Below are 25,357 nucleotides of genomic sequence, written 5' to 3'. Positions count from 1 at the left end.
ACAATCTTTTAGATGACTTAATAATGGTCGGCATCACGCTCATACTTCTCGGTATCACTCTTGCGGGAAAGCAGATAGGATATGTCGTCAAGGCCGTTGAGCAGGCAATGCTTCTTGTACGGATTAATATCAAAATGCTCCCACCGGCCCGTCGACAGGTTAGTGATGGTCTGCTGCGGCAAATCCACCCGCAATTCAGCTTTGGGATCGGCATGTACCGTGTTGAAAAGCTCACGAAGGAAATCCTCGCTCACCACTACCGGGAGAACGAAATTATTTAATTCATTGTTCTTGTGGATATCGGCGAAAAAGCTCGACACCACCACCCGGAAACCATAATCGTGAATTGCCCAGGCGGCATGCTCACGCGACGATCCACTGCCGAAATTCTTCCCGGCAATAAGTATGCATCCCGAGTAGCGCGGGTCGTTCAGAACGAAACTTTCGACCTTGTTCCCTTCCTTGTCGAAGCGCCAGTCGCGAAACAGATTGTCGCCGAATCCTTCACGCGATGTGGCCTTAAGGAAACGTGCCGGAATAATCTGGTCGGTATCTACATTCTCCACCGGCAGAGGCACAGCCGTGGAAGTTATAACTGTTATCTTCTCGTCCATTTCAATACGCTTTTTATATTGTCCGTGGATCCGTGATATATCCGGTCAGAGCCGCAGCGGCTGCCAGAGGCACCCCTGCAAGTATGGTACGCGACCCGGGGCCTTGCCTACCTTCAAAATTGCGGTTGGAAGTGGAGACACACAATTTACCCGGCGCGACCTTATCGTCGTTCATAGCCAGACATGCCGAACACCCCGGTTCCCGAAGCTCGAAGCCCGCTTCCGCGAGCGTCTTGTCGATTCCGGCACGGCGCAACTGCTCCATCACCTTGCGGCTTCCGGGCACAAGCCATACGATGACTCCCGGAGCTTTTTTCTTCCCTTTCACCATATCGGCGAATAGACGGAAATCCTCAAAACGACCGTTGGTACAGCTCCCGACAAAAATATAGTCGACACGCGTACCGGTCAATTTTTCCCCCTCTTCAAAACCCATATAGCGCAATGAACGTGTATATCCGGCACGCTCCGCGTCATTCTTTCCGGGATTGGCAGGCACAGACTCCGAGATGCCTATACCCATACCCGGGTTCGTACCGAACGTCAGCCGAGGCTCGATATCGGCAGCGTCAAAACGTACCTCGGCGTCAAACACGGCATCTGCATCGGTCGGAAGCGTGCGCCAATAAGCCACGGCCTTGTCCCAAGCCTCACCCTTAGGAGCGAAGTCGCGTCCTTTGAGATAGGCGAACGTGGTTTCGTCGGGAGCGACCATGCCTCCACGAGCGCCCATCTCTATCGACAGGTTGCATAGCGTCATACGCTCTTCCATCGACATATCGCGCACCACCTCTCCGGCATATTCCACGAAATAGCCCGTGGCACCGGAAGTAGTCATTCGGGCTATGACATAAAGGGCCACGTCCTTGGCCGTTACTCCCGGGCGCAGGTTGCCGTCAATCGTTATGCGCATCGATTTGGGCTTTGGTTGCAATATGCATTGCGAGGCAAGCACCATCTCCACTTCCGAGGTACCTATGCCGAAAGCCACGGCTCCAAATGCACCATGCGTCGAGGTATGGCTGTCGCCGCAGACTATGGTGTATCCGGGCAATGTAAGAGCGTTCTCAGGGCCTATCACATGGATGATGCCGTTGCGCTCATGTCCGATATCGAAAATGTCGATACCGAATTCGGCGGCATTGCGCCTTAACGTTTCCACCTGGTTGCGCGACACGGGATCTGCAATCGGGCAATCCTGATGTTGTGTCGGTATATTATGGTCTGGAGAACATATCGTGCGCCCCGGACGGAACACTTTCAACCCGCGACGGCGCAGACCGTCGAAAGCCTGCGGGCTCGTCACCTCGTGGCAATAATGACGGTCGATATATAACTGAGTGGGGCCTCCGTCAATCACGTTGACGGCATGTGAGTCCCATATCTTGTCGAAAAGAGTCTTAGGCATGATTTTTCCTCTACCGTATGTGGTCAATGTACGAATTTATTGATCGCGTCTATGAAAGCTTCGGCAGAAGCCGCTATGATGTCGGTATTGGCGGAGAAACCATAATAACTCGTACCGTCATACTCAACTGTCATATGCACCTTCCCTATGTCGTTCGAGCCTTTGTTTATGGCCTGGATAAGGAATTCCTTTACCAGCATCTTCCTGTGGATTATCTGCTTGATGGCGGTGATGGCGGCATCGACAGGACCGTTGCCTGAGGCGCATGCCTCGAACTTTTCCCCTGCGATGTCGAGACCGATCGAGGCCACCGACTTCACTCCTACGCCCGATGTCACCTGAAGGAAGTCGAGCTTCATACGGCGGTTGGCCTTGTGGTGCTCGCCAGCGAGCATCAGCACGTCATCGTCGTTGATCTCCTTCTTCCTGTCAGCCAGACGAAGAAATGCGTCGTAAGCCTTGTCGAGCGCCTCCTTGTCGAGATCCACGCCGAGCACATGCAGACGATGCTTTAGGGCGGCACGCCCGGAGCGAGCGGTAAGCACAATGGAGTTCTCATCGACACCGACATCCTTCGGATCGATTATCTCGTAACTTTCACGATTTTTCAGCACGCCGTCCTGATGTATGCCGGAGCTGTGGGCAAATGCGTTGCGACCCACTATGGCCTTGTTGGGCTGCACCGGCATATTCATCAATGAAGATACAAGCCGGCTTATCCCGCATATCTTGGTGGTATTGATATTTGTGTCGATACCTAATTCCTTATGTGACCGGAACGCCATCACCACCTCTTCAAGAGAGGTGTTGCCGGCACGCTCTCCGATTCCGTTGATGGTGACTTCGGCCTGGCGTGCGCCACCCATGATTCCGGATATGGTGTTGGCGGTGGCCATACCGAGGTCGTTGTGGCAGTGGGTGGCAATCGTCACCCGGTGTATGCCGTCGACATGCTCCATAAGATACTTAATCTTCTCCCCGAATTCCCACGGCATGCAGTAACCTGTGGTGTCGGGAATATTTATCACAGTAGCTCCGGCTTTGACTACGGCCTCAACCACACGAGCAAGGTACTCATTTTCGGTACGACCGGCATCCTCGGCATAGAATTGCACATCCTCCACGAAGCTCTTGGCATACTTTACGGCCGCAACGGCACGCTCAAGAATATCCTGGCGGTTGGAGTTGAACTTATATTTAATGTGTGGATCGGAAGTCCCTATGCCCGTGTGTATACGCTTATGCTTGGCATATTGCAGCGACTCGGCGGCCACACGTATGTCATTTTCCACCGCGCGGGTCAAGGCACAGATAGTAGGCCAAGTCACAGCCTTGGATATTTCCACAACGGAATTGAAGTCGCCGGGACTCGACACCGGAAATCCGGCTTCTATGACATCGACACCAAGCTCCTCAAGGGCTTTGGCAACCTCGATCTTCTCGACTGTGTTGAGCTGGCAGCCCGGCACTTGCTCGCCGTCGCGAAGAGTGGTATCGAATATGAAAAGTCTATCACTCATAGGTAAAATAAAAATACTTTTTCGATAAAAGTCAAGCTAAACCAAATGTAATATTTTGCAAAAATAACAAAATCCGATGAAACAATCAAAGCTAACGCAGATTATTTCATCGGATTTTATATAATAATTACGGTTTGAAATGGTTGTCGTACCGTAAAGACCGTTTTTTACTTTACCCAACGCCACAAGTCGGCAAAGGTCGACTTATGTCCGTACATCAATATGCCCCTGCGGTAGATGCGGGCGGAAAGCCACGTGAAGAAAGCCGCTGTGCCATAAAGGATGGCCACAGAAGTGAGCATTTCCCATACAGGCACCTCGTAAGGCAACCGCACCATCATGACGATAGGTGACGTAAACGGTATGATCGAGCAGACCACTCCAAGAGTCCCGTCAGGATTCTGCATGCAGCTCTGGCCGATGAACAAAGAGAATACTATTATCATCATCAACGGCGTCATGAACTGATTGGCATCGCTCTGCTGGTCGACGGCGGAACCGAACGCAGCAAAAAGAGAGGCATAAAGCAGATAGCCACCTATAAAGTACACTATGAACATACCGAGCAGCAACAGCCAGTTGACGCCGAGAATCGCCTGAATCATCTCTCCGAATTCACCGTCGGCAGTAATGACGGCAGCGGCATCCGGGCCCATCGAGGCTGCGTCCAGGGCGGCACCGGATCCGGCAGCTACAGCACCGGCCACTCCTATGCCACTCAATATGAGCAGCCCTACGCCGAGCAACACGGCCCATATGGCGACCTGGGTAAGACCAACAAGCGCCACGCCCATTATCTTGCCAAGCATAAGCTCTATAGGCTTGCATGAGCTGACTATGACCTCCACTATACGGTTGACCTTATCCTCTACCACAGAACTCATGATCATGGCCCCATAGGTAAGCACGAACATATATGTAAGAAACGCCAGGGCCATTCCTATGACCGACATAAGGTCGTCGGAAGTGACAGACGTCTCTCCATCGGCATTCCATGTGTTTGTACGCACAACAACCTCTGCCTGGCTCTCCTTTATGATACGGTCAAGTTCAGGAATGCCATACGAAGCCACACGGGCATCGGTTATGGCCTTGCTGAGCTGGCTCTCGACCTCCTCACGTAGGGAGGAACGTGTCGGGGAAGAACTGTAGACACTCACCTGCAAGATGGAATCGACCGAAGCAGGGATTACCACTATAGCATAATATGGCGCATTGCCCTCCTCGTCATCATCTTCCTGAGACTCAAATTTGTCACGCATGTTGGCGACTGTGTAGTCGGCCGGCGACTCGAAAACATATTCACTCGTATTCTCCAGCGCCGAGGCATAGCGTCCGCTCTGGTCTATGACGGCCACACGGTCGCCTTCGGCTTCGTTGAGTACCATCATCAGCCCCATGGCGAAGCCAAGCGATACTATAAGGAACGGCACAAGGATAGTGGTTACTATAAAAGATTTCTTGGCCACTATTGATAGATACTCGCGCCTGAGCACGAGCCATAGACGTGTCTTGTTCATTGCTGTCAGTTCTTTCCTGTCACGGTTTCTATAAATATCTCGTTCATCGTCGGAAAGAGTTCCTCAAATCCAAGGATGTTATACCGGGGATTGAGAAACTCTATCACCTCGCGCATTGCAACGCCGGGCACAAGACGCACCATCACCTGCGAACCGCCCATGACATCAGGTTCGATTCCCACAATGTCGAACAGTTCGGGAGAGGGAGCTACCACAGGCTCGGCCACACGCACCTTGAATACATTCTTCTTGAAACGCTGACGCACCTCCGCCACATTTCCCTGCAACACTACCTTAGAATGGTTTATAAGGGAAATTTCGTTGCACACTTCCTCGACCGACGACATGTTGTGGGTAGAGAACAATATCGTGGCCCCTTCCCGGTTGAGCGCAAGAATCTCCTGCTTAAGCTGCTCTGCATTCACCGGATCAAAGCCGGAGAACGGCTCGTCGAAAATCATGAGCGACGGATGATGTACCACAGTGCCTATGAACTGCACTTTCTGTGCCATACCTTTCGAGAGAGCCTCAATCTTCTTCGTGGCCCACTCTTCGAGATGCATCCGGCGCAGCCATTTCTCACCTTCGGCACGTGCGTCGCGTGCGGTCATTCCTTTCAGACGCCCGAGATACACGATATGGTCGATGACCTTCATCTTCTTATATAGTCCACGCTCTTCAGGCAGATAGCCTACACGCATCACGTCGGACGGATGAAGTGGTTTCCCATTGAGAAGCACCGTACCTTCGTCAGGGTTGGTAATCTGGTTTATTATCCTTATCAGCGTGGTCTTGCCTGCACCGTTAGGTCCGAGCAGGCCGTAGATAGTTCCTTCGGGAATTGTGAGATCAACGCCGTCGAGAGCCGTATGGCAATCAAAGCGCTTCACTATCCCGGAAGCTTCAATAAGAGCATTCATTACTTAACTTATTCCAATAATTATTATGACACTCTGTGTGTCGATTAGCTTTTTACAAGAACAAGAGCGGTCCAGTCGTCGATGCTTGCACGCGACTTGTATTCAAGCCCGCATTTCCGCGCCTCGGCCAGAATCGTATCGACATCGGCAGAATAAAATCCGCTGAGCACTATCTCGCCCCCTGACACAACTGCCCGTGCATAAGTTCCAAGGTCGGCAAGGATGATGTTGCGGTTGATGTTGGCAAGCAGTATATCGGCCAAAGGCAGCGATTGCAACGTGTTGGCATCGCCTAGCAGTACATTTATCTCGGGATGACCGTTGAGAGACACGTTCTCCACGGCATTTACATGGGCGAATTCGTCGATTTCTATGGCATTTACGGGTGTAGCTCCGCGCATCGCAGCAAGAATGGCCAGAATGCCGGTGCCCGTGCCAACGTCTATGACAGATTTGCCAAGTAGATCGGTAGAAAGGAGATGACGTATGATAAGAGTTGTGGTCTGATGATGCCCGGTGCCGAACGCCATTTTCGGGTCAATGACTATATCATACTCGGCCTCAGGCACATCGGTATGAAATGAGCTATGAATGACACATCGTCCGTCAATCGCTATCGGTTGAAAGTAGTTCCTCTCCCATTCGGCGTTCCAGTCACGGCCCTCTACTTTCTTCCATTCGGTAGTGGCCGTAATACCGTCGAAAGGCATAGCCCCGACCACATCGCCAAGAATGTCGGCATTGAAGTCGGCATCACGCACATAGGCCGTGAGTCCCGCTTCATCCGGCACGAAACTCTCATATCCATTCTCGGCAAGAAGGGCGGCAAGAACATCAGTGGCACATTCACTGCATGGCTCAAGATCAACACGCAGCTCTATATAGTCATTCATATACGCACTTTTTTCTTGCAAATTTAGACATTTAGTCCGAATCCGCTCGGAAGAAGTCTCGATTTTTGTAACATCTGTGAACTATTTTTATGAGCAGGCGTTAAGAGAGTATAAAACTCAAACGAACAATTCAAAAAATCATGGATAAGAAAAGTATCAAAGGTACCGAGACCGAGAAGAATCTTCTGAAGTCATTCGCAGGCGAATCACAAGCACGTGGTCGCTACACTATATTCGCGGAAGTGGCCCGCAACGAAGGCTACGAACAGATTGCTGAGATTTTCCTTGAAACAGCGGCACAGGAATATGCACACGCCAAGAAGTTCTTCAGCTATCTCGAAGAAGGGATGCTTGAGATTACCGCCTCTTATCCAGCAGGTCCTGTAGGCTCCACAGCCCAGAATCTCCAGGAAGCCGCAGCCGGCGAACATGAAGAATGGGCCGACATGTACCTTGCTTTTGCAAAAACGGCGCAGGAAGAGGGATTCCCGCAGATTGCCGCCAATTTCAAGCTGGTGGCACAGGTGGAACAAGGACATGAGGAGCGCTACCTACGCCTGCTCGACCGTCTTGCCACCGACACCATGTTCGGTGATGCAGAGGAAATCCTATGGCAATGCCGTTACTGCGGATATATCCACCGCGGCAAGAACGCACCGAAGAAATGCCCCGTATGCGAGAAACCGCAAGGCTACTTCGAACGCAAAGCCGACAATTATTGACAATCATCGCACGAGGCCGTCACGGCTGAAGCGACAAAAAGATATTGATGTTCTGTAATAGACCGCCTACGGCGTGCGGACATTTCGAACGCAAGGCCAGGGCTTCTATAAGTTAAGAAAGTAAAGTATGAAATTTAGCCATTTACTGTATTAATCTGTTTTGTTGGAATATATGATCATCGCCGGGGGACGCCGTGAGGCATTCCCCGGCGATGTTTTATCTATCCGGGTTACTCTCAGGGAATCGTGCGAATCAATTGGGGAAATCAATCGAAAGGCCTATCTGGAAGCGGCGCGGATTGATGGGATAATGAGGCAACGAGAAATAATTTTCACCGGTCATTCCCTGATTGACGTGGCTCATGAGCACATAGAAACGCACCTTCGAAAGTTTCATGTTGGCAAAAGCGTTCATCAAGGGATAACCGCCTACATCCACACTACGCTGGTTGTAGAACGTCATCGTCGCGGGCTGGTAGTCAATCGACTTATACTTCGTGTAGTAGTCACAGTCGACACCGAGCTGCACGAAAAGCACTCCGGCAATCTTGAAATTGAGCGACAAGTTGGAGTACACCGCAAGTTTTGGCAACGGTATCACAGTTTCATCAGACGAAGTCTGCAACGTCAGTCGGTTCTGCCATACCAACGGCCCGAACTTGAAATCCTGATTAAGCGATGCGCTGACCACCTGCACGCTTCCTCCGGCCTGCACTGGCAGGCAGTCAGGCCCGAAATAGATGAGGTTCTGTACATTCTCCACGCCGGCATTTATGCGTGTACGCGTGTGGGGTATGTCCAAAATACCGCCAAGGCGCAGGGAGCGCGTCTTGCCGAAATCGTTATCCCATATGAAATGATTGGATACGTAATGGTTCATCAGATAAGGTGCGGCAGTGTTGCGGAAACGTCCGTAACCTGTGATGCTAACCGAGTCGCCGAACAACGGGAAACGAGTGTTTACACGTCCGTCGATCTCAAGATCGCCGACTACCGGGCCGATAAGCCCGAAGCGGGCGGTAGCATCATAGGTGAGTATAGTGCCGCGCTGCTTTGTAAGCTGACCCCCTACCCACAGCAAGTTCTCCTTATGGCTTCCGGGCACCTTATCCACGGGGTATGGCGACAAGCCTTCGGGGAGGGGCACGACACGGTCGATAGTGTCGGTGGTCTGCTTGTAGCTGCGTACCTGATGAGTGGCGAAGGCCGCGAGACCGAACTTGGCAAATTTGTTGAATTCTTCAAGGAGCTGCACACCGAACGTGTTTGACAGCGACCAATAAGATGTGCGGTCATCCGATTGGTCGGGATAAAGGTAGGTGTGTTTCCAGAATTCGATATCTGATTCCTGTGTGTCGCGGAATGTGTGACGGCCTTTCTGATAGTCGAGTGTCCACACGAAACGGGTCACCGGCACATATGTCCGCACCGTCGTGGTGTCGTCGACCTCCTCTTCTTTCCAGAAGCCCACATTATATGTGTTGTTGAGATATAGTTGCGCGCCACTCAAGCGATTGAACGCACCGGTGAGATTGGTCGGGATAGCCTTGGGTTGAATCGACGCCTGCCCACCCTGCAACTGTGCGGGATCGGTGATGTAGAGATCGTCAGTGATACCGCCGTTCTCCATGTTGAGCATGTTCCAATGGTTGAAAAATCCCTGGAATTCATATCGGTCCCCTATGTATGAGCCGGAGAATCCCCAGTTGATATGCTTGGTGGCCTGATAATCGTAGCAACCCTTGGAATATAGATAATCAATCATCGCGCCTACCTGTCCGCGCGCATCCACATTGCCTGAGAAGATGCCATGCAACCTGTCCTGCGAGTTTTCCTTACCACCTGCGTTGTTGTATGAAAGGAGAGTCATCGGGATGCGGGTATTGTAGAAACGCATTCCAGACAAGGACGGTTTCCAATAGCGCAGAGCGTCGGCAAAGAAGAAGTCGCTCATAGGCTCGCGCTCGAAATAAAGGAGAGTGCGTCCGGGGGCACCTAAATTACCGGTTGTACCGTATGCATCCGTCACCATCGACGGTACGAAACGTTGTGCATAGTTCCGATAGAGCGTGTCGATGGTTGATGGCTCTCGAAGGCCAAGAGGTGGAAGAATCGTCCACGCGTAAGGAGCTGTCGACGCAGCATCATCGGCCACGACCGCGTCAGCTTCCTCCGGATGCTCAGGCAAAGGCAGGGAAGGACTCGGGGCAGGACGCAATGACGGACTCTGGGCCGACGCCGGGCCGGCTGACAACAGCAGCAGTAGGACAGATATTGATAATTTCAGATTCATTTATCCGAAGCCTTGGGCGTAGAGCCTGTGATATTGTCCGAAGCCCCATGGCCATCGGAATGAATTGTGATGAACGGGTCAATGCTGTCGATATCGGCAGGCACGTCCTCGAGCAGCACTGCGTGCATCGAGCGGAGAATACTCTGCGCTCCGATGAGCTGCATTCGCGGCTCAAGCGAATCAACCACGGTCGAGTCGACTGAAAGCAGATACTCTGCCATATTGCGGGCCACGCCCATCTGACCGGCACGCACAAGCGCGAGTATCAGCAACAGATAGGCCATAAATGATATGTTGGTGCTCTGCGGATCCTCGATTTTAAGCAGATACTCCCTGTAGAGCTGAGCTATTTCCCCCACTCTCCTCTGACGATAAAGCGACTCGACAAGTACATTCCAATCGTCCGACACTCCTTTCATATAAAGCCATGTAAGCAAAATGTCGGCGGCAGCCTGCCAGTTGCCTCGCTCATAGAATCCCCGCGCCCAGGCGGTCCATTCATCCTGGGTCATTCCGGAAGCGGGCAGATACTCTCTTAGCACCCTTAGGTTGCGCAGAGAATCACCGAGTTTCAGGATATGTTCCACAGCCTCACGCTCGGCAGGATGCACATGGAGGTATCCTTCAAGAAGATCGGCCGACTCATCCTCGCTGCCATCTATTGCAAGCATGGCGGCAAGGGTGAAAAGCGCCGGGGCATACTCCTTGTCACGGGCCACGACATCGCGCATCATGCGGTAGGCCTCCTGAGTGTCCTTCTTCATGTCGAAGAGGATCTGGGCCTTGGTGGTGAGCACCGGGGATGACTCAGGATCAAGCGCCACGGCATAGTCTATCGAGCCAAGGGCATTCTCGTAATCATCCACGTTGAGATATTCTTGCGAAAGCATGTGCCAGTAAGTTGGATTGAACGGCTCCATACCTGTCAGCTCATCGAGAAGCTTTATGGAATAATTGTAGTCACCCTGATCCTCCACCTCCTGGGCAAGTTCGTAAAGGAACGTGTCTTTATACATGCACCGCTGTTGTATCACGTCCTTGTGTTCCTTAAGCCAATCGAGCAGCCCCAATTCGGAGAATGTGGTGACAAGCTGTATGATCGTCTCGTCATCGTAGTCCTCATACCGGTTTAGTATCTCCGACATCGCATCGGCAGCCTCCTGTCCCGACGGGCGCTTTACCCGCAGGACAAGGAGATCCCACAATGCATTGTCGTTGCGGTGGCTATCGGCAATGGACAGCGCTGCATCGCTCATCGAGAGGTTCTCAAGCAGGAAATATGCACGACGCTGCATCAGCTCGTCATTGTCCGGGAAATATCTTACAGCGGCGAAAATCACCTGTAGCTGCACGGCCTCGTCATAATTGTCATTGGCGTAGTCGTATATGTCTACGAGGTCGTTCTCGTCAAATGTCGACGGTATGTCGCCCTTAGAGGCCGTTTCGCGAAATTTCCTGTAGAGATTCTCTCTGCGTTTCTGCTCCTGATCCATGGATATGGTTTGGAATTGACGGCATTTGGCCGTGATATGGCGACAAATGCCTGATTTACTTCTTCTGTATCTTTTCCCAGGTGTCCTTGAGCTGTATCGTGCGGTTGAACACGAGATGGCCGGGAGTAGTGTCCGGGTCAAGAGTGAAATAACCGATGCGTTGGAACTGGTAATGTCCGCCCTGCTTTGCATTCTCGGCAAGGAAAGGCTCAATCTTGATTCCGTCAACCACTTTAAGCGAGTCGGGGTTGAGCATCTCGCGGAAATCGCGATCCTTCTCTTCTGCCGGATTTTCTACCGAGAACAGACGGTCGTAAAGTCGTGCCTCAGCATCGACCGCATGTGCAGCCGACACCCAATGTAACGTACCTTTCACTTTGCGCATGCTGCCCGGCATACCGCTACGGGTCTCCGGATCATAGGTGCAATGTATCTCCGTAATGTTGCCTTCGGCATCCTTTACAACATCGGTACACTTAATAATGTAAGCGCCTTTCAGACGCACCTCTCCGTCTGGAGCCAGACGGAAGAACTTCTTCGGCGGATTCTCCATGAAGTCGTCGCGCTCGATAAAGATTTCGCGAGAGAAAGGCATCTTGTGGGTGCCTGCCGTGCTGTCCTCCGGGTTGTTCTCCATCTCAACGGTCTCGACCTGCCCTTCGGGATAGTTTGTGATAACCACTTTAACGGGATTCATTACGGCCATCACTCGTGCAGCCACGCGGTTGAGGTCGTCACGCACCGCGTGCTCAAGCAGCGAGATGCTGTTGAGTGCTTCAACCTTTGTATAGCCAATGAGATCCACGAAATTGCGTATCGACTGAGGAGTGTAGCCTCTGCGGCGCATGGCCGAGATGGTTGGCATGCGCGGGTCGTCCCATCCTGCCACAAGACCTTCTTTGACAAGTTGCAGGAGCTTGCGCTTGCTCATCACGGTGTAGGTGAGGTTGAGGCGGTTGAACTCTATTTGGCGCGGGCAGTAGCTCTCGTCGGCAAGCTCCTTTACAAAATATTCATATAACGGACGGTGAGGCACGAACTCGAGAGTGCATATCGAGTGGGTGACACCTTCGAAATAATCGCTTTGGCCGTGGGCGAAGTCATACATTGGATAGACGTTCCAGGTAGTGCCGGTGCGATGGTGTGGTGTCTTGATTATACGGTACATGATCGGATCGCGGAAGTGCATGTTGTCGGAGGCCATGTCAATCTTGGCACGCAACACGTAGGTACCTTCATCAAACTCTCCGGCGTTCATTCGGCGGAACAGGTCGAGGTTTTCCTCGACGGGACGGTCACGGTAAGGGCTGTTCTGCCCGGGTTGTGTGGGTGTGCCCTTCTGTCGTGCTATCTCTTCCGATGTCTGATGATCGACATATGCCTTACCCTCCTTAATCATGCGTACTGCCAGATCGTAGAGCTGGGGGAAATAATCACTCGCATAGTATTCACGGTCGCCCCAGTCGAATCCGAGCCAATGTATGTCGTCACGTATGGCATCGACATATTCCGTATCTTCTTTGGTAGGATTGGTATCGTCAAAACGCAGATTGCATGTGCCGCCGAATTTCTCGGCCACACCGAAATCCATGCATATTGCCTTTGCGTGGCCTATATGGAGATAGCCGTTAGGCTCGGGCGGGAAGCGGGTGTTGAGTCGTCCGCCATTCTTGCCGGCAGCCAGATCATCGGCTACCAGCTGCTCCACGAAGTTGAGGCCGCTTTTGCCCTCTTCTTCATTTATGGGTTCAATAAATTCCGACATAGCAATATTATATTTCCCGCAAAGATAGCAATATTATATGAATCCGCCAATAGTTTTCTCGACGAGGAGCACACGCAAAAGATGACTCACAGCTTCCCGATCCGGTCATAAAAAAACGGCGATATGCCGTATTTGAATTGACACATCGTCGTTTTATGCAGTAAAAAGAATTCAGAACTTATATCCTACAGAGAGCACCACCTGATTGTAGTTGGACTTGACCGTAGCTTGAGGAGATGCCATGTCAATCGTGCCTTCCACGACTATCGGTGAGAACGCATGCCATGTCGATTCGCGATGCTTGTTGACATATGCCAGGTCTATGGCAAAACCACCGATACGATAGCCCAGTCCGGCCGTAATGTACTGAGTCGATTTATTGAAGGAGTATGAAGGTATGGTGCCGGCAAACTGGATGTTCTCGCCGTCATTCGCCACCCACTTCTCCACCGACGATGACTCATAGCTGTACCCTGCACGCAGGCTGAGTTGCGGAGTAACACGATATTCACCACCGACACGGAAGATATTGACACCCTTGTAGTATGTCTTTACCTGATCGGCCACATCGGTATATTCGTTGTTGTTGATATCCGAAAGCTGCATATTTGTGCCGCGATATTCGTAGTCGGCGCTGATTATGGCCTTTCCGCCTATCACACCGGCAGCTCCCACCATGAAACGCCACGGAGTGCGCATGTGGTAGTCATTGAAGTTGTCATACGAATCATTGGTGACGACGCTTCCTGTTTCACGGCTGTAATGTTCACCATCCTGCGAAATCAGGCCATTCTGCGGAGTCATATCGTAGTCGATGGCACCCCAATATGAATCAGTCATTGAATACCAGGTCGGAGTATGAACGGCAACTCCTATACGGAATTCATTGATAGGCTTCAATATCACACCAAGTTTCACATTGAATCCGGATCCGGATGAATGGAGATAATTTGTCAAACCGTAATCGGCAGTTCCCGGAACATCAGGATGATACATATCGTCAGGACCTTCATCAGTACGGACATTAAGATAGGCATTGCTCAATCGTTCACCATAATAGGACCATTGAGTGTAGTCTATATCGGTAATGCCAAAGCCGAGACCCCAATAAAGCGTATTATATATATTTCCTCCAAATGTGATATTGTACTCGTCGACATATCCTTTCTCTCGTACGTCAAAGTTCGCCGAGCCTGTCGTGCCGTTACCCATCAGACCCTGAAAAGAGACCTGTCCGTTCTCGCTAATATCCCGAGGATTTATAATCAATCCCTGATATCCAAGTGCAGTCATCCAAGGTGCATTGTCATAAGGATTATTGTCATCCCTCCATTCAAGGTCATCAAGGGTAAACGGGCTGTAGCCGTCACCCATCGCCCCCATTGAATTTGTCATAGCTGCGACATAGTTCGAGAGAGACGCACCGCCGAGATTGTTGAATCCACCTTTAAACACACGGTCGAAAGAGTTGACACGCGAGTAAGTGGCACCGAACGAAAATGTCGGAGTCGCCTCGCTGTAGAGCTTCATCGTGCCTATATAACCGAAGTTGTTGACGTTGAAACGTGTCTGGTTATGCGTATTGCTCATCGAAGGAGCGGAGGCTTGAAACGACTGGAAATTGAGGTCGAACGTTATGCCTACCTCACTACTCCGGTATATGCCTATGCCGGCAGGATTCTGTCCCAGGGTGGAAAGGTCGCCGCCGAGAGCGGTAAACGCACCGCCCATCGACATGAAACGGGCTGTACCACGCATTTCCAGTTCCGACAGTCGGGCCACATCCGTGGCGACCTGCGCCATGCCCATGGCAGGAACCGCTATTGCCGCTCCAATTATTAATGGTTTTCTCATATGGCAGTTAAGTTGAAGTTATGCAACAAAGTGAATTATCATGCATCGGGAAATATGGACTATCTGCGTCCGCCACGGCCACCGCCGCTATGCGAACCTCCGCCACGTGAAGCTCCTCCACCCCATCCGCTACTGCTGCGCCCGGAAGAAGGCGCGTTGTAGGATGGAGATGACGAGCGTGATGAACCTCGGTTGGAACGATAGCTGCCTGAATTACTGTTTCCGGGATTGTAATTGCCGTTACCGGAATTGTGCGAAGGAGTGTAGCTCGGAGCAGAATTATTGCCCGGGCGATAGTTGCCCATGCCTCCATGATTACCGGCAGGCGTAGCGGATGAACTTCCGGGTCGGTAATTCCCAAGCGACTGCCGGGTGAGGCCGCTGCCGCCGCGACCACGGTTGCCGCTGTTGCCTACACCACTGTTGAACGGAGAGCCGGGATGTGAGGAGCCAAGTCCGGTGTAGCCGTTACGTATGCCTGTGGAACGACGTCCGTTGGGAGTATAATTGCCTGGACGCCATGCCGGGCCTCCCCAGCCCCAGGACCATGACGGACCCCACCCCCATGACGGGCCCCAGCCCCACGACCACGACGGACCCCACCAGGAGTTCCACCCGAATGACCATGATGGGCCCCAGGAATTCCATGCCCAGTAGGGCGATGAGGGCCACCACGGATCGTACCATGACGGGCCCCAGCCCCAGGAATTCCATCCGGGATTTACCAGATAGATATTGATATCCGGACGTGAGGCCGAAGAGGAATAATAGTAATCGACCAGCTCCGGATCGTTGGCGCTCGCTATGACATCTCCATTGTGGAAGCGTTCAATGCGACGCGTATAAGCGAAATCATCAGTGTCGGCATAGCTTCCAGAGTTGGTCTTGGCCTGAGTGGAAGCCGAGCCACGGCGGTTGTATTCGTCGACATTACGCGCCGACCCAGTGCCGGGAAGGGCATACGTATCGGCAGCGGCATAGTCACCGCCTCCGAGATTCGGATTATATGTATTCTGCTGATTGGCGAGCGAACGGAGATAGGCCATCTGTGCCTCATATTCCTGTTGCTGACGAATACGCTCTTCCTCTACAGCCTTTTTATGGGCGGCTATCTCCTGCTTGGCCTTGGTGTCCTTTGACGCATCGTAGTAGATATCATCGTCATAATATCCCTGTGCGAAGGCGCCTACGGCCGCCGTACCGAGAAATGCGGTGAGAAATGCTTTCGTTAGTTTCATAATTGATTGTACTCCTTTTGAATGAATCTAAGTATTCGACTGTCTTTAACTGCAAAAGTTTAAAACATCCGAGTTTTTTCCTACATGTAACTAATGCAATAACGCTCAAAAATAACGAATTCCGGCGGGAAACCCAAGAAAGCGCCTCATTTAACACACTTTACAAGAATATTTAACAATTATAGGGAATTATAACCGATTCTCGCCAGAACTATTGTCCCCTGCCACCGGCTACCACCACAATCTCTTTTTCCAAAGAGAGATGCCTGCGAGCTACATCGCCGAGACTTTGGGGAGTCATTTCGGATATGGCACGGAACTGCCGCTCGAAATAGTCAGGACCGGTAAAGGAGACGCGCTCCGTCACATGGCATGCAACAATTGAAAAAGCCGTGTCGAGATGCTGGGCCAGATTGCTCATCAGGTATTGTCGCAAACGCTCCATCTCCTGTTGGGTGAAATCACCCGTCTGTAGCCTCACCACTTCTCTCCGTATCTCCTCAAGCACTGAATCGACGTAAGCATTGTCGGCGGAAGTCTGCACCTCCATGAATGTGCCTTCAGGAGCACCGAGAAGCCCGGCCTGAATGCCGTAGGTATAACCCTTATCCTCGCGTATATTCGTCATCAAACGGCTTCCGAAATATCCACCGAGAGCCACAATGGCACAGCGGAGCATGATGTAGTCGGGATGCGTGCGCGGTATCGAGGGGATTGCCACACGCACGGCGCTCTGCAATGCTCCGGGACTTTCCACGAAACACTCGACCGGAGCAGTGGTGTCAAACGGCTCTATATATGGAGGATGGCACAGGGAGGATTCTATCTTCACGGTGCCGAACCGATGGTTTATGTCATCTATCATTCCTGGAGTGACACGCCCTGACAGGAAGAGTTCGGCACGAACAAAATTGTCACCGAACACCTTGCCATGCCAGGCACTTATGTCCTCGCGCCCCACAGCCTCTACCGCTTCCGGAGTGTCCATGCGCGCCTTGGGATGCTCCGCGCCATAAGCAAGATCACGCAGCGCCTTCTGGGCCTTGTACTCGACGCGTTGCATGGCTATCGCCGCCCCTTGTGCCACCCGACGCCGGCAAGTGTCGACCGAGCGCTCCGAGATCTGGGGAAAGAACAGCATATCGGCATACACCGGAAGGAGTTTATCCCAATGTGAGTTCAACATGCGCAGCGACACAGCCGTAAAATGATCGGAAATCGACGGTATGACTTTCGCACCGTTAAACTCCAACATGTCGGAAAGAGCGCTGTCGGGATAAGAGCGCGAGCCATCAAGCATCACAGGCACGAGCATTGATGCGACAGGCGACCCCATCGCATCGACAACTCCTCCCGGGGCGAGCACGAGAAGTTCACTGACATCCTGGAAAGAGTGGTCATAGACATTGAGCCTGATACCGTTGTCGAGAGTCAGACGCTCCATCGCAGGCAACGTCAATCGCCCGAAAGGCTTTATAACCGGTGGAACTGCGCGGTCAAGCATTGTCTCCATTCGATTTTTTACAGAATTCTATAGCATGCCTGAGGTCATCAGGGGTATCTATCCCGACTGTCGCACAAGTAGTGATACCAACCCTTATACGGTAGCCGGCCTGCAGCCACCTCAACTGTTCAAGCGACTCGGCCAGCTCAAGAGTGCTCTGCGGAAGAGACGTGATACTCTCCAGCACGTCGGCACGGTAAGCATACATGCCCACATGGGTGTAGTACTGCGCACGCCTCGGCCACTCCTCACGAGGATGATTGCGCAGATAAGGGACGACAGAGCGGCTGAAATAAAGGGCCGACATGTCATCGCCAAGTACTACCTTGGGGCGATTCGGATCGGCAAGCTCCTCATAGCTCCCTGTAGCATCGAACGGACGCACAAGAGTGGCTATGTCGGTTGCAGGCGAATCGAAACATTGTTTAAGTTCCGCAATCTGCGCAGGGTCGATAAACGGCTCATCGCCCTGAATGTTTATGACCACATCGGCCGACGAGCCGACAATGTGGTACGCCTCGCGGCAACGGTCGGTACCGCTACGGTGTGATTCGGAAGTCATGGCAACGCGACCACCGAACGCCTCTACGGTACGCGCTATACGCTCGTCATCGGTGGCCACCACCACATCGTCAAGTTCCTTTGAAGCCTGACGGTACACACGTTCTATCATTGTCATGCCGCATATGTCGGCAAGCGGTTTCCCTGGAAAGCGCGATGAAGCATAACGTGCCGGGATTATACCTATGAATTTTGTCATGATAAAAGGATATTGTCAATTATCGGAATGGAGTCCATCTGTCTTTTCGCCGGATCCTGTAACACTGTCTGCCGGTATCATCGGATCATCAACCACCGGGCGTGCCGTGCGGCTGCTTAACATCGACGGAGCAAGGAACACCCCGACGATAAGGTATACATAGTAAGTGATTATACGCCAAAACAGGGCTATGATGAGCGCCACTGATGTATTGTGGAGCATATCGCCGTAATATTCCGTGAAGAGCCATTCGCTGACACCGCTACCGCCGGGTGTAGGACTGACCATCAGTACCACCCACACCACGAACTGCCGACCGAACACAACAAGTTGGTCGGCAGCAGGAACAAAGCCGAGAAATAGCGCATTCACCACAAGATAGCGGGATGTCCATGTCAAGGCTGTTGCGCCGAACACCTCGCCCCACCATTTCCATGAACGCGTACGCAATGATCTGGCGGTAGCTACCATACTGTCGCCCAAGGACACTATGTCAGGCTGCCAACGGCGCAGAATCCTGAACCCGAAAAGCCACACAAGAGCCTTGCGTACGCCATTGGGTTTAAGGATGATACCGCAGAAAAGTATGAGCGTCCATGCAAACAGCACCGCATATACAATCCAGAACACCCATTTCAACCCCATCTCGAACTTGGTATGGCTGAATCCGAAAAGCTCGTCATAAGGAATTATGGCCACGATTACAGGACATGACACTACAAAGAAAAGTTCATCGAGGAAGAGCGTAGTCATCATCAATGTCGTAGCGCGTCCCAAAGCTATGCCCTCATGATGCAGGAATATCATACCGAGCGACGATCCGCCTACTGCCGACGGGGTGACAGCCGAGGTAAACTCACACATGAAATTGACCTTTATGGCCTGCCACCACGTAATGTCGCGGTCGGTAAGGGAACGGAATCTCCATGTAAGTCCGAAATCGCGTCCTGCCATGAACAGCCACGCAAGAAGGATACACGCCACAACACGAGTGTCGAAGTGTATCGAATCCCAAACCTGGACATTAAATTCCCGATGGAAAAGCCAGACCACCACCGTAAGGCCGATAATCACCGGCACAAGTACTTTCCAGATGGTTATGCCGCCGTTTTTCTGCAATGGTGATGGGGAGCCGGATATATTTGTTTTGTTATTTTCGTTTGGCATGGCGATCGATGATTTCTTTATAACGCTCCACTACCTCCAGCATAACTTCGCGCCACGAGCGTGTCAAGGTGGCAGCCGCTCCGCGTGCCGCGACATCTATGCGTTCCGGATTCCGGTATAAATCACGCACTAGCGCGGCGTAACTCTCAGGAGTGCGGTCGGCAAGAAAGCCGTTTTTACCATCCTCGATCACTTCGGCAGCCGTGGCGCCATGAAGAAGGACAGACGGAGTTCCCATCATGGCGGCTTCGCGCACCACGAGAGGAGCATTGTCATAGAATGAAGGGAACAGGAAGAGACTTGCAGCCGCATAGTAACGTTTCAGCTCCTCACGATCACTTACCACGCCATGGAGCGTCACACGGTCGCCGAGATTGAGCGACGCAATGAGCGACTTCATCTCATCTACGGCATATCCTGTGCCTACAAAGGCCACACGCACCGGAAGATCGCGGAGAAGCGACATTGCACGGATGATCACGTCGACACCCTTCTCGAGTATATGCTGCCCGACAAAAAGCAGAAGCATCTCATCCTGAGCTACCCCGAGTTGCGCGCGCGATTCGTTCTTGTATGCTGAAATCGCGTCGAAACTCTCCATCTCGAGATCTATCCCATTGTCGACAACAGTAAGAGGGCCTTTGTAGCCATACTCACGCACTGTCTCCTCGACCTGTGCCTGAGGAATCCATACTTCATCAGCCGCATTGAAAAAGTCAAGCACACGACGCATTATACGCTTCACCATCCATGGCGGCAGTGAATGCTCGAGATCGGTACGATATTTTGAATGGAATGTGGCCACAAGCGGCACGTCGTGATAGCGAGACGCATATACGGCGAGGCGGCCGGACGAAAATGGACAATGGCTATGTACAAGCGCGAAAGGGGTGCGCCGCAGCTTCCTCCATATGAACGGATCCACCTTAGGGTAGCCATAGCGATAGGGGTTGCGCGATGGTATGGGGAGCGAGAAGAAGCGGTAAAGGTCGAATCCTTCGTGCGGAGGCAGAACGGGATTCCAAGGTGTGACCACACACGAGCGGTACCCCATGGCCGTAAGCCAATGCACATAGTTCTCGACAGTAAGAGTCACACCGTCGAGCACCGGAGGAAAGCTGTCGTTGAACAGTCCTATTACTTTATCGTCGATATCCACTCTGGTTCTTTAATAATACTGACCGTTCAGGCCTATAATGTTAAAATCGATGCAAATGTACGGTTTTTTACCGCTTTTTTCTCACCCGGAATAATTTATTTTATAACCGGGAGCGAGAATAGCGCGGCGGCATTCCCCGTGGTGCGCGCTCCGGTTTCTTCGACAGACATTCCCAATGCCTGAGCCGTTACGGCAGCGACATATGCCACATAAGCCGATTCATTGCGACGTCCACGATATGGTACCGGAGCCAGATATGGCGAATCGGTCTCAAGCAATATGCGTTCGATTCCTATATGCGGAAGGACATCGCGGAGCTTGCTGTTCTTGAACGTGACGATACCGTTGATACCGAAATAATAGTCACCAATCTCCCGAATCCGGTCGACATCCTCACACGTGCCGCCGAAACTGTGGAACACACCACGTGGAGCTTTAGGCATGGAGGAAAGTATGTCGAGCGTGTCATCAAGACCCTCCCGGCAATGGATTATGACAGGAAGGTCTTTCTCTACGGCCCAATCGCACTGCATGGCAAAAGCCTCGCGTTGCTCTTGGCGATAGCTGGAGTCCCAGTACAGGTCTATGCCTATCTCGCCTATGGCCACAAGCCCCTCGGGCGATTCGTCGATATGCTTTTTCACAACAGCAAGAGCTGACTTGAAATCTGAGCCAACCTCGGTAGGATGCAGTCCGAGGGCAACAGATGTCTGTTCCGGATAACGGGCGTGCATGGCAAGCAGAGGAGACAACGAGGCGAGATCCACGTTTGGAAGAACCATGTGCCCTACCCCCGCATCTGCGGCGCGCCGCAGCACATCACCGGCATCCGGGAATTCCTCCTGAAGATAAATATGAGTGTGCGTATCTACAAGCATGTAGGCCTCTACTTATGAATGGCGCGAACTCGACTTGCGTGCGAGATCAATGAAAAATTTCTTTGACTCCTCCGGGATTTCAGTCTCCGCAACAGCCTTTTCGGCAAGATCGCTGTAGCGGTCGATCGCGTCGCGGCACATACGGTCTATGCCATACTGCACATACAGCTCGCGAACGCGCCGAATCTTTTCCTCGGAGCGAGTACCGAACATTGACTCTATCTCGCTTCTCGCAACATCGTCGCCGCACTGAAGGGCGGAAATAAGCAAGTAGGTTTTCTTATCGTTGAGTATATCCCCCCCGATGGCCTTGCCGAATACAGCGGGATCTCCGAACGTGTCGAGATAATCGTCCTGTAGCTGGAAAGCGAGGCCGAGCATCACTCCATATTCATAGAGCCGATCGGCTGTGGAGGATGGTGCGCCGGCCACAAGAGCACCGAGTTTGCACGACGCGCCCAGAAGGACTGACGTCTTTAGCCGTATCATTTCGAGATACTCTTCGATTGTGACATCGGCACGCTTCTCGAAGTCCATGTCATACTGCTGTCCTTCGTATATCTCCATTGCCGTAGTGTTGAAAAGCTCCATCACCGGGCGCAATATCCGTTCGTAGGACACTTCCATCATCAACTGTCCCGCCATTGTTAGCATAGCATCTCCGGAGAGTATGGCAGTACTGTCATTCCAACGCACATGCACGGTGGGACGACCGCGCCTAACATCTGCGCGATCCATCACATCGTCATGGAGAAGAGTGAAATTATGGTACATTTCTATGCCGAGAGCCTGGTGAAGGGCATTGACTGCATCACCTCCGCAAGCCTCGCACGCCGCAAGCACGAGCATAGGGCGCAGACGCTTTCCGCCGGAAGCGAGTGTATAGGCTATCGGTTCATACAGCCCGGCCGGTTGTGCCGGATATTTTATCTCCGACACGGCCTTGTTGATGTAACCGGCATACCATTCCGTGGTATTCATATTTTCAATTTTAAATGTTTTTTTACTTTATATCAGCCACGTTTCCCGACTCATCGCTCACTATGCCGCCATCGTCATCAGCCAATACCGTTGATGATGGTGGTGCAACGACACTCTGACGGACCGTATCAGTCCCGTTCAAAGCCTCAGGAACGGACACCGGAGCGTCAGACTTTCGGGCAACTGCCACCTCGGTTCCGAGAATCCGCATGGCAAGACTGTCGTCGCGCTGCGCAAGGGTGGTCTCGAACGCCTCGATATATGCGTCGGCAATCTTGTCCTTGCCTGCCTCTCGATATTCCTGTTCATTGGCACGCACCTGCAAAAGAAAGCTTTCCATCTGCATCACGGTCATCGAGGGAGCTTTCTCCACGAATGCAACGGCATCCTTGGCGCCACGCTGACTCACATATTTACGCTCCCGCGATGATGAACAGCCGCAAGAGGCCGCAATCATGACGAGAATCACCGCCACACAGGCATTGACTATATATTTTCCGTTCATAACAGGCACATTGCTATTTTCGCACAGGCAAGAGCATCGGCTTGTGCATTGTGGTGGTCTTTAAAGGGTATTCCGAGGTAATCGGCCACATATGGAAGCGAGTAACTACCTCCTATGTCAGCCCTGCGGATGGAACGCCGTGCGGCGGAAAGGGTGCAGAAAAATGGATTGTCAGGCCATGTCATCTGATACATACGGTGACAGGCACGGATACACCTTTCGTCGAAGCTTTTGTTGTGAGCCACGAAAGGTATCGTCTCCATATCCACACCATAGGGCTTGAACGCCTCGGTCATGCTTTCCCATACGGCGGCGAATCCCGGGCAGTTTTCAGTATCCGCCGGGTATATCCCGTGGATGTTTGTGGAGAAATAGCGGATATACCAATCCGGTTCCGGCTTTACAAGCCTGTAGAACGTGCATGCCACCGTACCGCCCTTTACTAGCACGGCGCCTATGGCACACACGCTTGTAGGTTCATTGTTGGCGGTCTCAACGTCTATGGCTATGAAGTCATTCATCGGTAGCAAGCGAGTTGATACGGTCACGCACCTGCTCCATCAGCCATCGTGGAGTGGATGTAGCGCCACAGATTCCTATGCTTTCGACTCCGACAAGCCACGCGGGTTCAATCTCATCAGGATTGGAGATGAGATACGTAAGAGGATTCACGTCATGACACTCTCCGTAGAGAAAACGTCCGTTGCTCGACTTGCGCCCGCTCACGAAAAGTATCACCTGATGCTCTGCCGCGAATGCCCGTAACTGAGGCACACGGTTGGCTACCTGGCGGCATATGGTATCTACATACTCAAAACGTGCTGTAGGAGACTTACGGCGCTCGATTTCACTTATCATCTCATGAAAGCCATGGACGGACTTTGTGGTCTGGCTATAGAGGATTATGTCGCGCGAGAAGTCGAGACGGTCGAGACCCGCCACATCTTCAACAACCACCGCCTCGCCGTCGGTCTGGCCCACAAGGCCGTTGACCTCGGCATGGCCACGCTTGCCGTATATCACTATCTGCTGGCCCGGAGTACGGCGGTCATAGCTCTCCCGGATGCGCTTCTGTAGATGGAGCACTACAGGGCATGTGGCATCTATGATCTCTATGCCGTTGGCTCGTGCCACTGCATAGGTCGATGGCGGTTCGCCATGCGCCCGTAGCAGCACCTTAACGTCACGCAGCGATGAAAAATCATCGTGTGTGATTGTGATGAGCCCACGACGACGCAACCGTTCCACCTCGTCGCTGTTGTGCACGATGTCACCGAGGCAATAGAGCCGTGCAGAACTGTCAAGTTCCTGCTCAGCCTTGTGGATGGCTGTGACGACTCCGTTGCAAAATCCGGATGCCTGATCGATCTCTACCCTCATATCAATGCGTCGAGAGTGCGGTGATACAGGTCAATAAGCCACTTGTTCTGCTCCGCGATAGTCATTTCGCTGTTGTCGAGACTCACGGCATCGGAAGCTTTTACCAAAGGGCTTTCGGCACGTGTCGTATCGATATGGTCACGCTGTCGCACATTGGCGAGAACATCCTCGTAAGCGGACTCGACACCTTTCTCCTGCAATTCCAGAAAACGGCGGCGTGCACGAGTCTCAGCCGAAGCATCCACAAATACTTTCATCTCTGCTTGTGGGAACACCGTGGTACCTATGTCCCGTCCGTCCATCACTATTCCCTTCTCGTCTCCGAAACGTTGCTGCAGTTCAACCAGATGATGTCGTACAGCTGGGATGACCGCCACCTGCGACACATTGTCTGACACACGCAACGAGCGTATCTCGCGCTCCACATCCTCACCGTCAAGCAGCGTATGCTGGCCTTCACCGGCTATCGGGAGGAAATCTATGTTTATTTCAGGAAGAGCGGCTACAATAGCATCCTCGTCGACCTTACCGTCAATGACAAGGCCATGACGCAGCCCCCATAGAGTAACCGCCCGGTACATGGCGCCCGAATCGACATATCTGTAGCCGATGGCTGATGCAAGCGCGCGAGCCATGGAGCTTTTCCCCGACGACGAATAGCCGTCAATAGCTATAATTATCTTTTTGTCCGTTTCTGACATGTGTATCCTATTATTCCGTGCAAAATATTTTCACAAAGATAGCAATAAGTCGAGTGCAAAGCCAAATTTATTTTGAGCTTTG

General features: G+C 52.2%; 22 protein-coding genes. 1 reads left to right on the top strand and 21 read right to left on the bottom strand.

Features of this window, described 5'->3' with window-relative positions:
• Window positions 1-17: 17 nt before the first annotated feature.
• The 6 genes from leuD to prmA form a co-directional block, all read right to left on the bottom strand.
• Window positions 18-614: a 3-isopropylmalate dehydratase small subunit gene (leuD, locus tag QZ303_RS00890; RefSeq protein ID WP_295727861.1), complete on the bottom strand. Its 597-nt coding sequence runs from the start codon at window positions 612-614 to the stop codon at window positions 18-20.
• 13 nt (window positions 615-627) lie between these two features.
• The gene (gene leuC / locus QZ303_RS00885; protein ID WP_295727860.1) at window positions 628-2,022 is read right to left on the bottom strand and encodes a 3-isopropylmalate dehydratase large subunit; all 1,395 of its coding nucleotides are present in this window, start codon (window positions 2,020-2,022) and stop codon (window positions 628-630) included.
• Window positions 2,023-2,045: 23 nt separating this feature from the next.
• Window positions 2,046-3,542: a 2-isopropylmalate synthase gene (locus tag QZ303_RS00880; RefSeq protein WP_295727859.1), complete on the bottom strand. Its 1,497-nt coding sequence runs from the start codon at window positions 3,540-3,542 to the stop codon at window positions 2,046-2,048.
• Between the two features lie 167 nt (window positions 3,543-3,709).
• Entirely contained in the window at window positions 3,710-5,062 is a 1,353-nt protein-coding gene (locus QZ303_RS00875; RefSeq protein WP_295727857.1) for an ABC transporter permease, read from the bottom strand.
• 5 nt (window positions 5,063-5,067) lie between these two features.
• On the bottom strand, window positions 5,068-5,982 hold the full coding sequence (locus QZ303_RS00870; protein ID WP_295727856.1) for an ABC transporter ATP-binding protein: 915 nt from the start codon (window positions 5,980-5,982) through the stop codon (window positions 5,068-5,070).
• A gap of 44 nt (window positions 5,983-6,026) precedes the next feature.
• Entirely contained in the window at window positions 6,027-6,875 is an 849-nt protein-coding gene (gene prmA / locus QZ303_RS00865) for a 50S ribosomal protein L11 methyltransferase (protein ID WP_295727855.1), read from the bottom strand.
• Between the two features lie 140 nt (window positions 6,876-7,015).
• Between prmA and rbr the strand changes: the two genes are divergently transcribed.
• On the top strand, window positions 7,016-7,597 hold the full coding sequence (gene rbr, locus QZ303_RS00860; RefSeq protein WP_295727854.1) for a rubrerythrin: 582 nt from the start codon (window positions 7,016-7,018) through the stop codon (window positions 7,595-7,597).
• 253 nt (window positions 7,598-7,850) lie between these two features.
• Here rbr and QZ303_RS00855 read toward each other — a convergent pair whose 3' ends face one another.
• The 15 genes from QZ303_RS00855 to cmk form a co-directional block, all read right to left on the bottom strand.
• Window positions 7,851-9,890: a putative porin gene (locus QZ303_RS00855; RefSeq protein WP_295727853.1), complete on the bottom strand. Its 2,040-nt coding sequence runs from the start codon at window positions 9,888-9,890 to the stop codon at window positions 7,851-7,853.
• Complete coding sequence (locus tag QZ303_RS00850) at window positions 9,887-11,383, bottom strand: hypothetical protein (RefSeq protein ID WP_295727852.1); 1,497 nt, start codon at window positions 11,381-11,383, stop codon at window positions 9,887-9,889. The genes QZ303_RS00855 and QZ303_RS00850 overlap by 4 nt, the downstream gene beginning before the upstream one ends.
• A 55-nt stretch (window positions 11,384-11,438) precedes the next feature.
• On the bottom strand, window positions 11,439-13,148 hold the full coding sequence (locus tag QZ303_RS00845) for a glutamine--tRNA ligase/YqeY domain fusion protein (protein WP_295727851.1): 1,710 nt from the start codon (window positions 13,146-13,148) through the stop codon (window positions 11,439-11,441).
• A 171-nt stretch (window positions 13,149-13,319) separates the two neighbouring features.
• On the bottom strand, window positions 13,320-15,002 hold the full coding sequence (locus QZ303_RS00840) for a hypothetical protein (RefSeq protein ID WP_295727850.1): 1,683 nt from the start codon (window positions 15,000-15,002) through the stop codon (window positions 13,320-13,322).
• Between the two features lie 59 nt (window positions 15,003-15,061).
• Window positions 15,062-16,240 (bottom strand): hypothetical protein, encoded by a 1,179-nt coding sequence (locus QZ303_RS00835; RefSeq protein ID WP_295727849.1) that lies wholly within the window; start codon window positions 16,238-16,240, stop codon window positions 15,062-15,064.
• Between the two features lie 211 nt (window positions 16,241-16,451).
• Entirely contained in the window at window positions 16,452-17,744 is a 1,293-nt protein-coding gene (locus tag QZ303_RS00830; RefSeq protein ID WP_295727848.1) for a pitrilysin family protein, read from the bottom strand.
• Window positions 17,737-18,504 carry a 3-deoxy-manno-octulosonate cytidylyltransferase gene (gene kdsB, locus QZ303_RS00825; RefSeq protein ID WP_295727847.1) on the bottom strand — a complete coding sequence of 256 codons (768 nt, stop codon included), beginning with the start codon at window positions 18,502-18,504 and terminating at the stop codon, window positions 17,737-17,739. The genes QZ303_RS00830 and kdsB overlap by 8 nt, the downstream gene beginning before the upstream one ends.
• A gap of 15 nt (window positions 18,505-18,519) precedes the next feature.
• Window positions 18,520-19,671: a lysylphosphatidylglycerol synthase transmembrane domain-containing protein gene (locus QZ303_RS00820; RefSeq protein WP_295727846.1), complete on the bottom strand. Its 1,152-nt coding sequence runs from the start codon at window positions 19,669-19,671 to the stop codon at window positions 18,520-18,522.
• The gene (locus tag QZ303_RS00815; protein ID WP_295727845.1) at window positions 19,655-20,830 is read right to left on the bottom strand and encodes a glycosyltransferase; all 1,176 of its coding nucleotides are present in this window, start codon (window positions 20,828-20,830) and stop codon (window positions 19,655-19,657) included. The genes QZ303_RS00820 and QZ303_RS00815 overlap by 17 nt, the downstream gene beginning before the upstream one ends.
• Window positions 20,831-20,925: 95 nt before the next feature.
• Window positions 20,926-21,708: a TatD family hydrolase gene (locus QZ303_RS00810; protein ID WP_295727844.1), complete on the bottom strand. Its 783-nt coding sequence runs from the start codon at window positions 21,706-21,708 to the stop codon at window positions 20,926-20,928.
• A 12-nt stretch (window positions 21,709-21,720) separates the two neighbouring features.
• Window positions 21,721-22,689, bottom strand: coding sequence for a polyprenyl synthetase family protein (locus tag QZ303_RS00805; protein ID WP_295727843.1), 969 nt, complete (start codon window positions 22,687-22,689; stop codon window positions 21,721-21,723).
• Between the two features lie 22 nt (window positions 22,690-22,711).
• Window positions 22,712-23,194: a hypothetical protein gene (locus QZ303_RS00800; RefSeq protein WP_295727842.1), complete on the bottom strand. Its 483-nt coding sequence runs from the start codon at window positions 23,192-23,194 to the stop codon at window positions 22,712-22,714.
• The gene (locus tag QZ303_RS00795; protein WP_295727841.1) at window positions 23,191-23,715 is read right to left on the bottom strand and encodes an exonuclease domain-containing protein; all 525 of its coding nucleotides are present in this window, start codon (window positions 23,713-23,715) and stop codon (window positions 23,191-23,193) included. Before QZ303_RS00795 ends, QZ303_RS00800 begins: the two co-directional genes overlap by 4 nt.
• A complete protein-coding gene (locus QZ303_RS00790) occupies window positions 23,708-24,574 on the bottom strand; it encodes a 4-hydroxy-3-methylbut-2-enyl diphosphate reductase (protein WP_295727840.1) in 867 nt (288 codons plus the stop codon). The genes QZ303_RS00795 and QZ303_RS00790 overlap by 8 nt, the downstream gene beginning before the upstream one ends.
• Window positions 24,571-25,275: a (d)CMP kinase gene (gene cmk / locus QZ303_RS00785; RefSeq protein ID WP_295727838.1), complete on the bottom strand. Its 705-nt coding sequence runs from the start codon at window positions 25,273-25,275 to the stop codon at window positions 24,571-24,573. Before cmk ends, QZ303_RS00790 begins: the two co-directional genes overlap by 4 nt.
• Window positions 25,276-25,357: the final 82 nt, after the last annotated feature.

Origin of the sequence: uncultured Muribaculum sp., assembly GCF_910583865.1 — a bacterium.
Lineage (GTDB): Bacteria > Bacteroidota > Bacteroidia > Bacteroidales > Muribaculaceae > Muribaculum.
The sequence above is the reverse complement of the archived record's forward strand: the minus strand, read 5'-3'. Positions and strand labels throughout refer to the sequence as shown.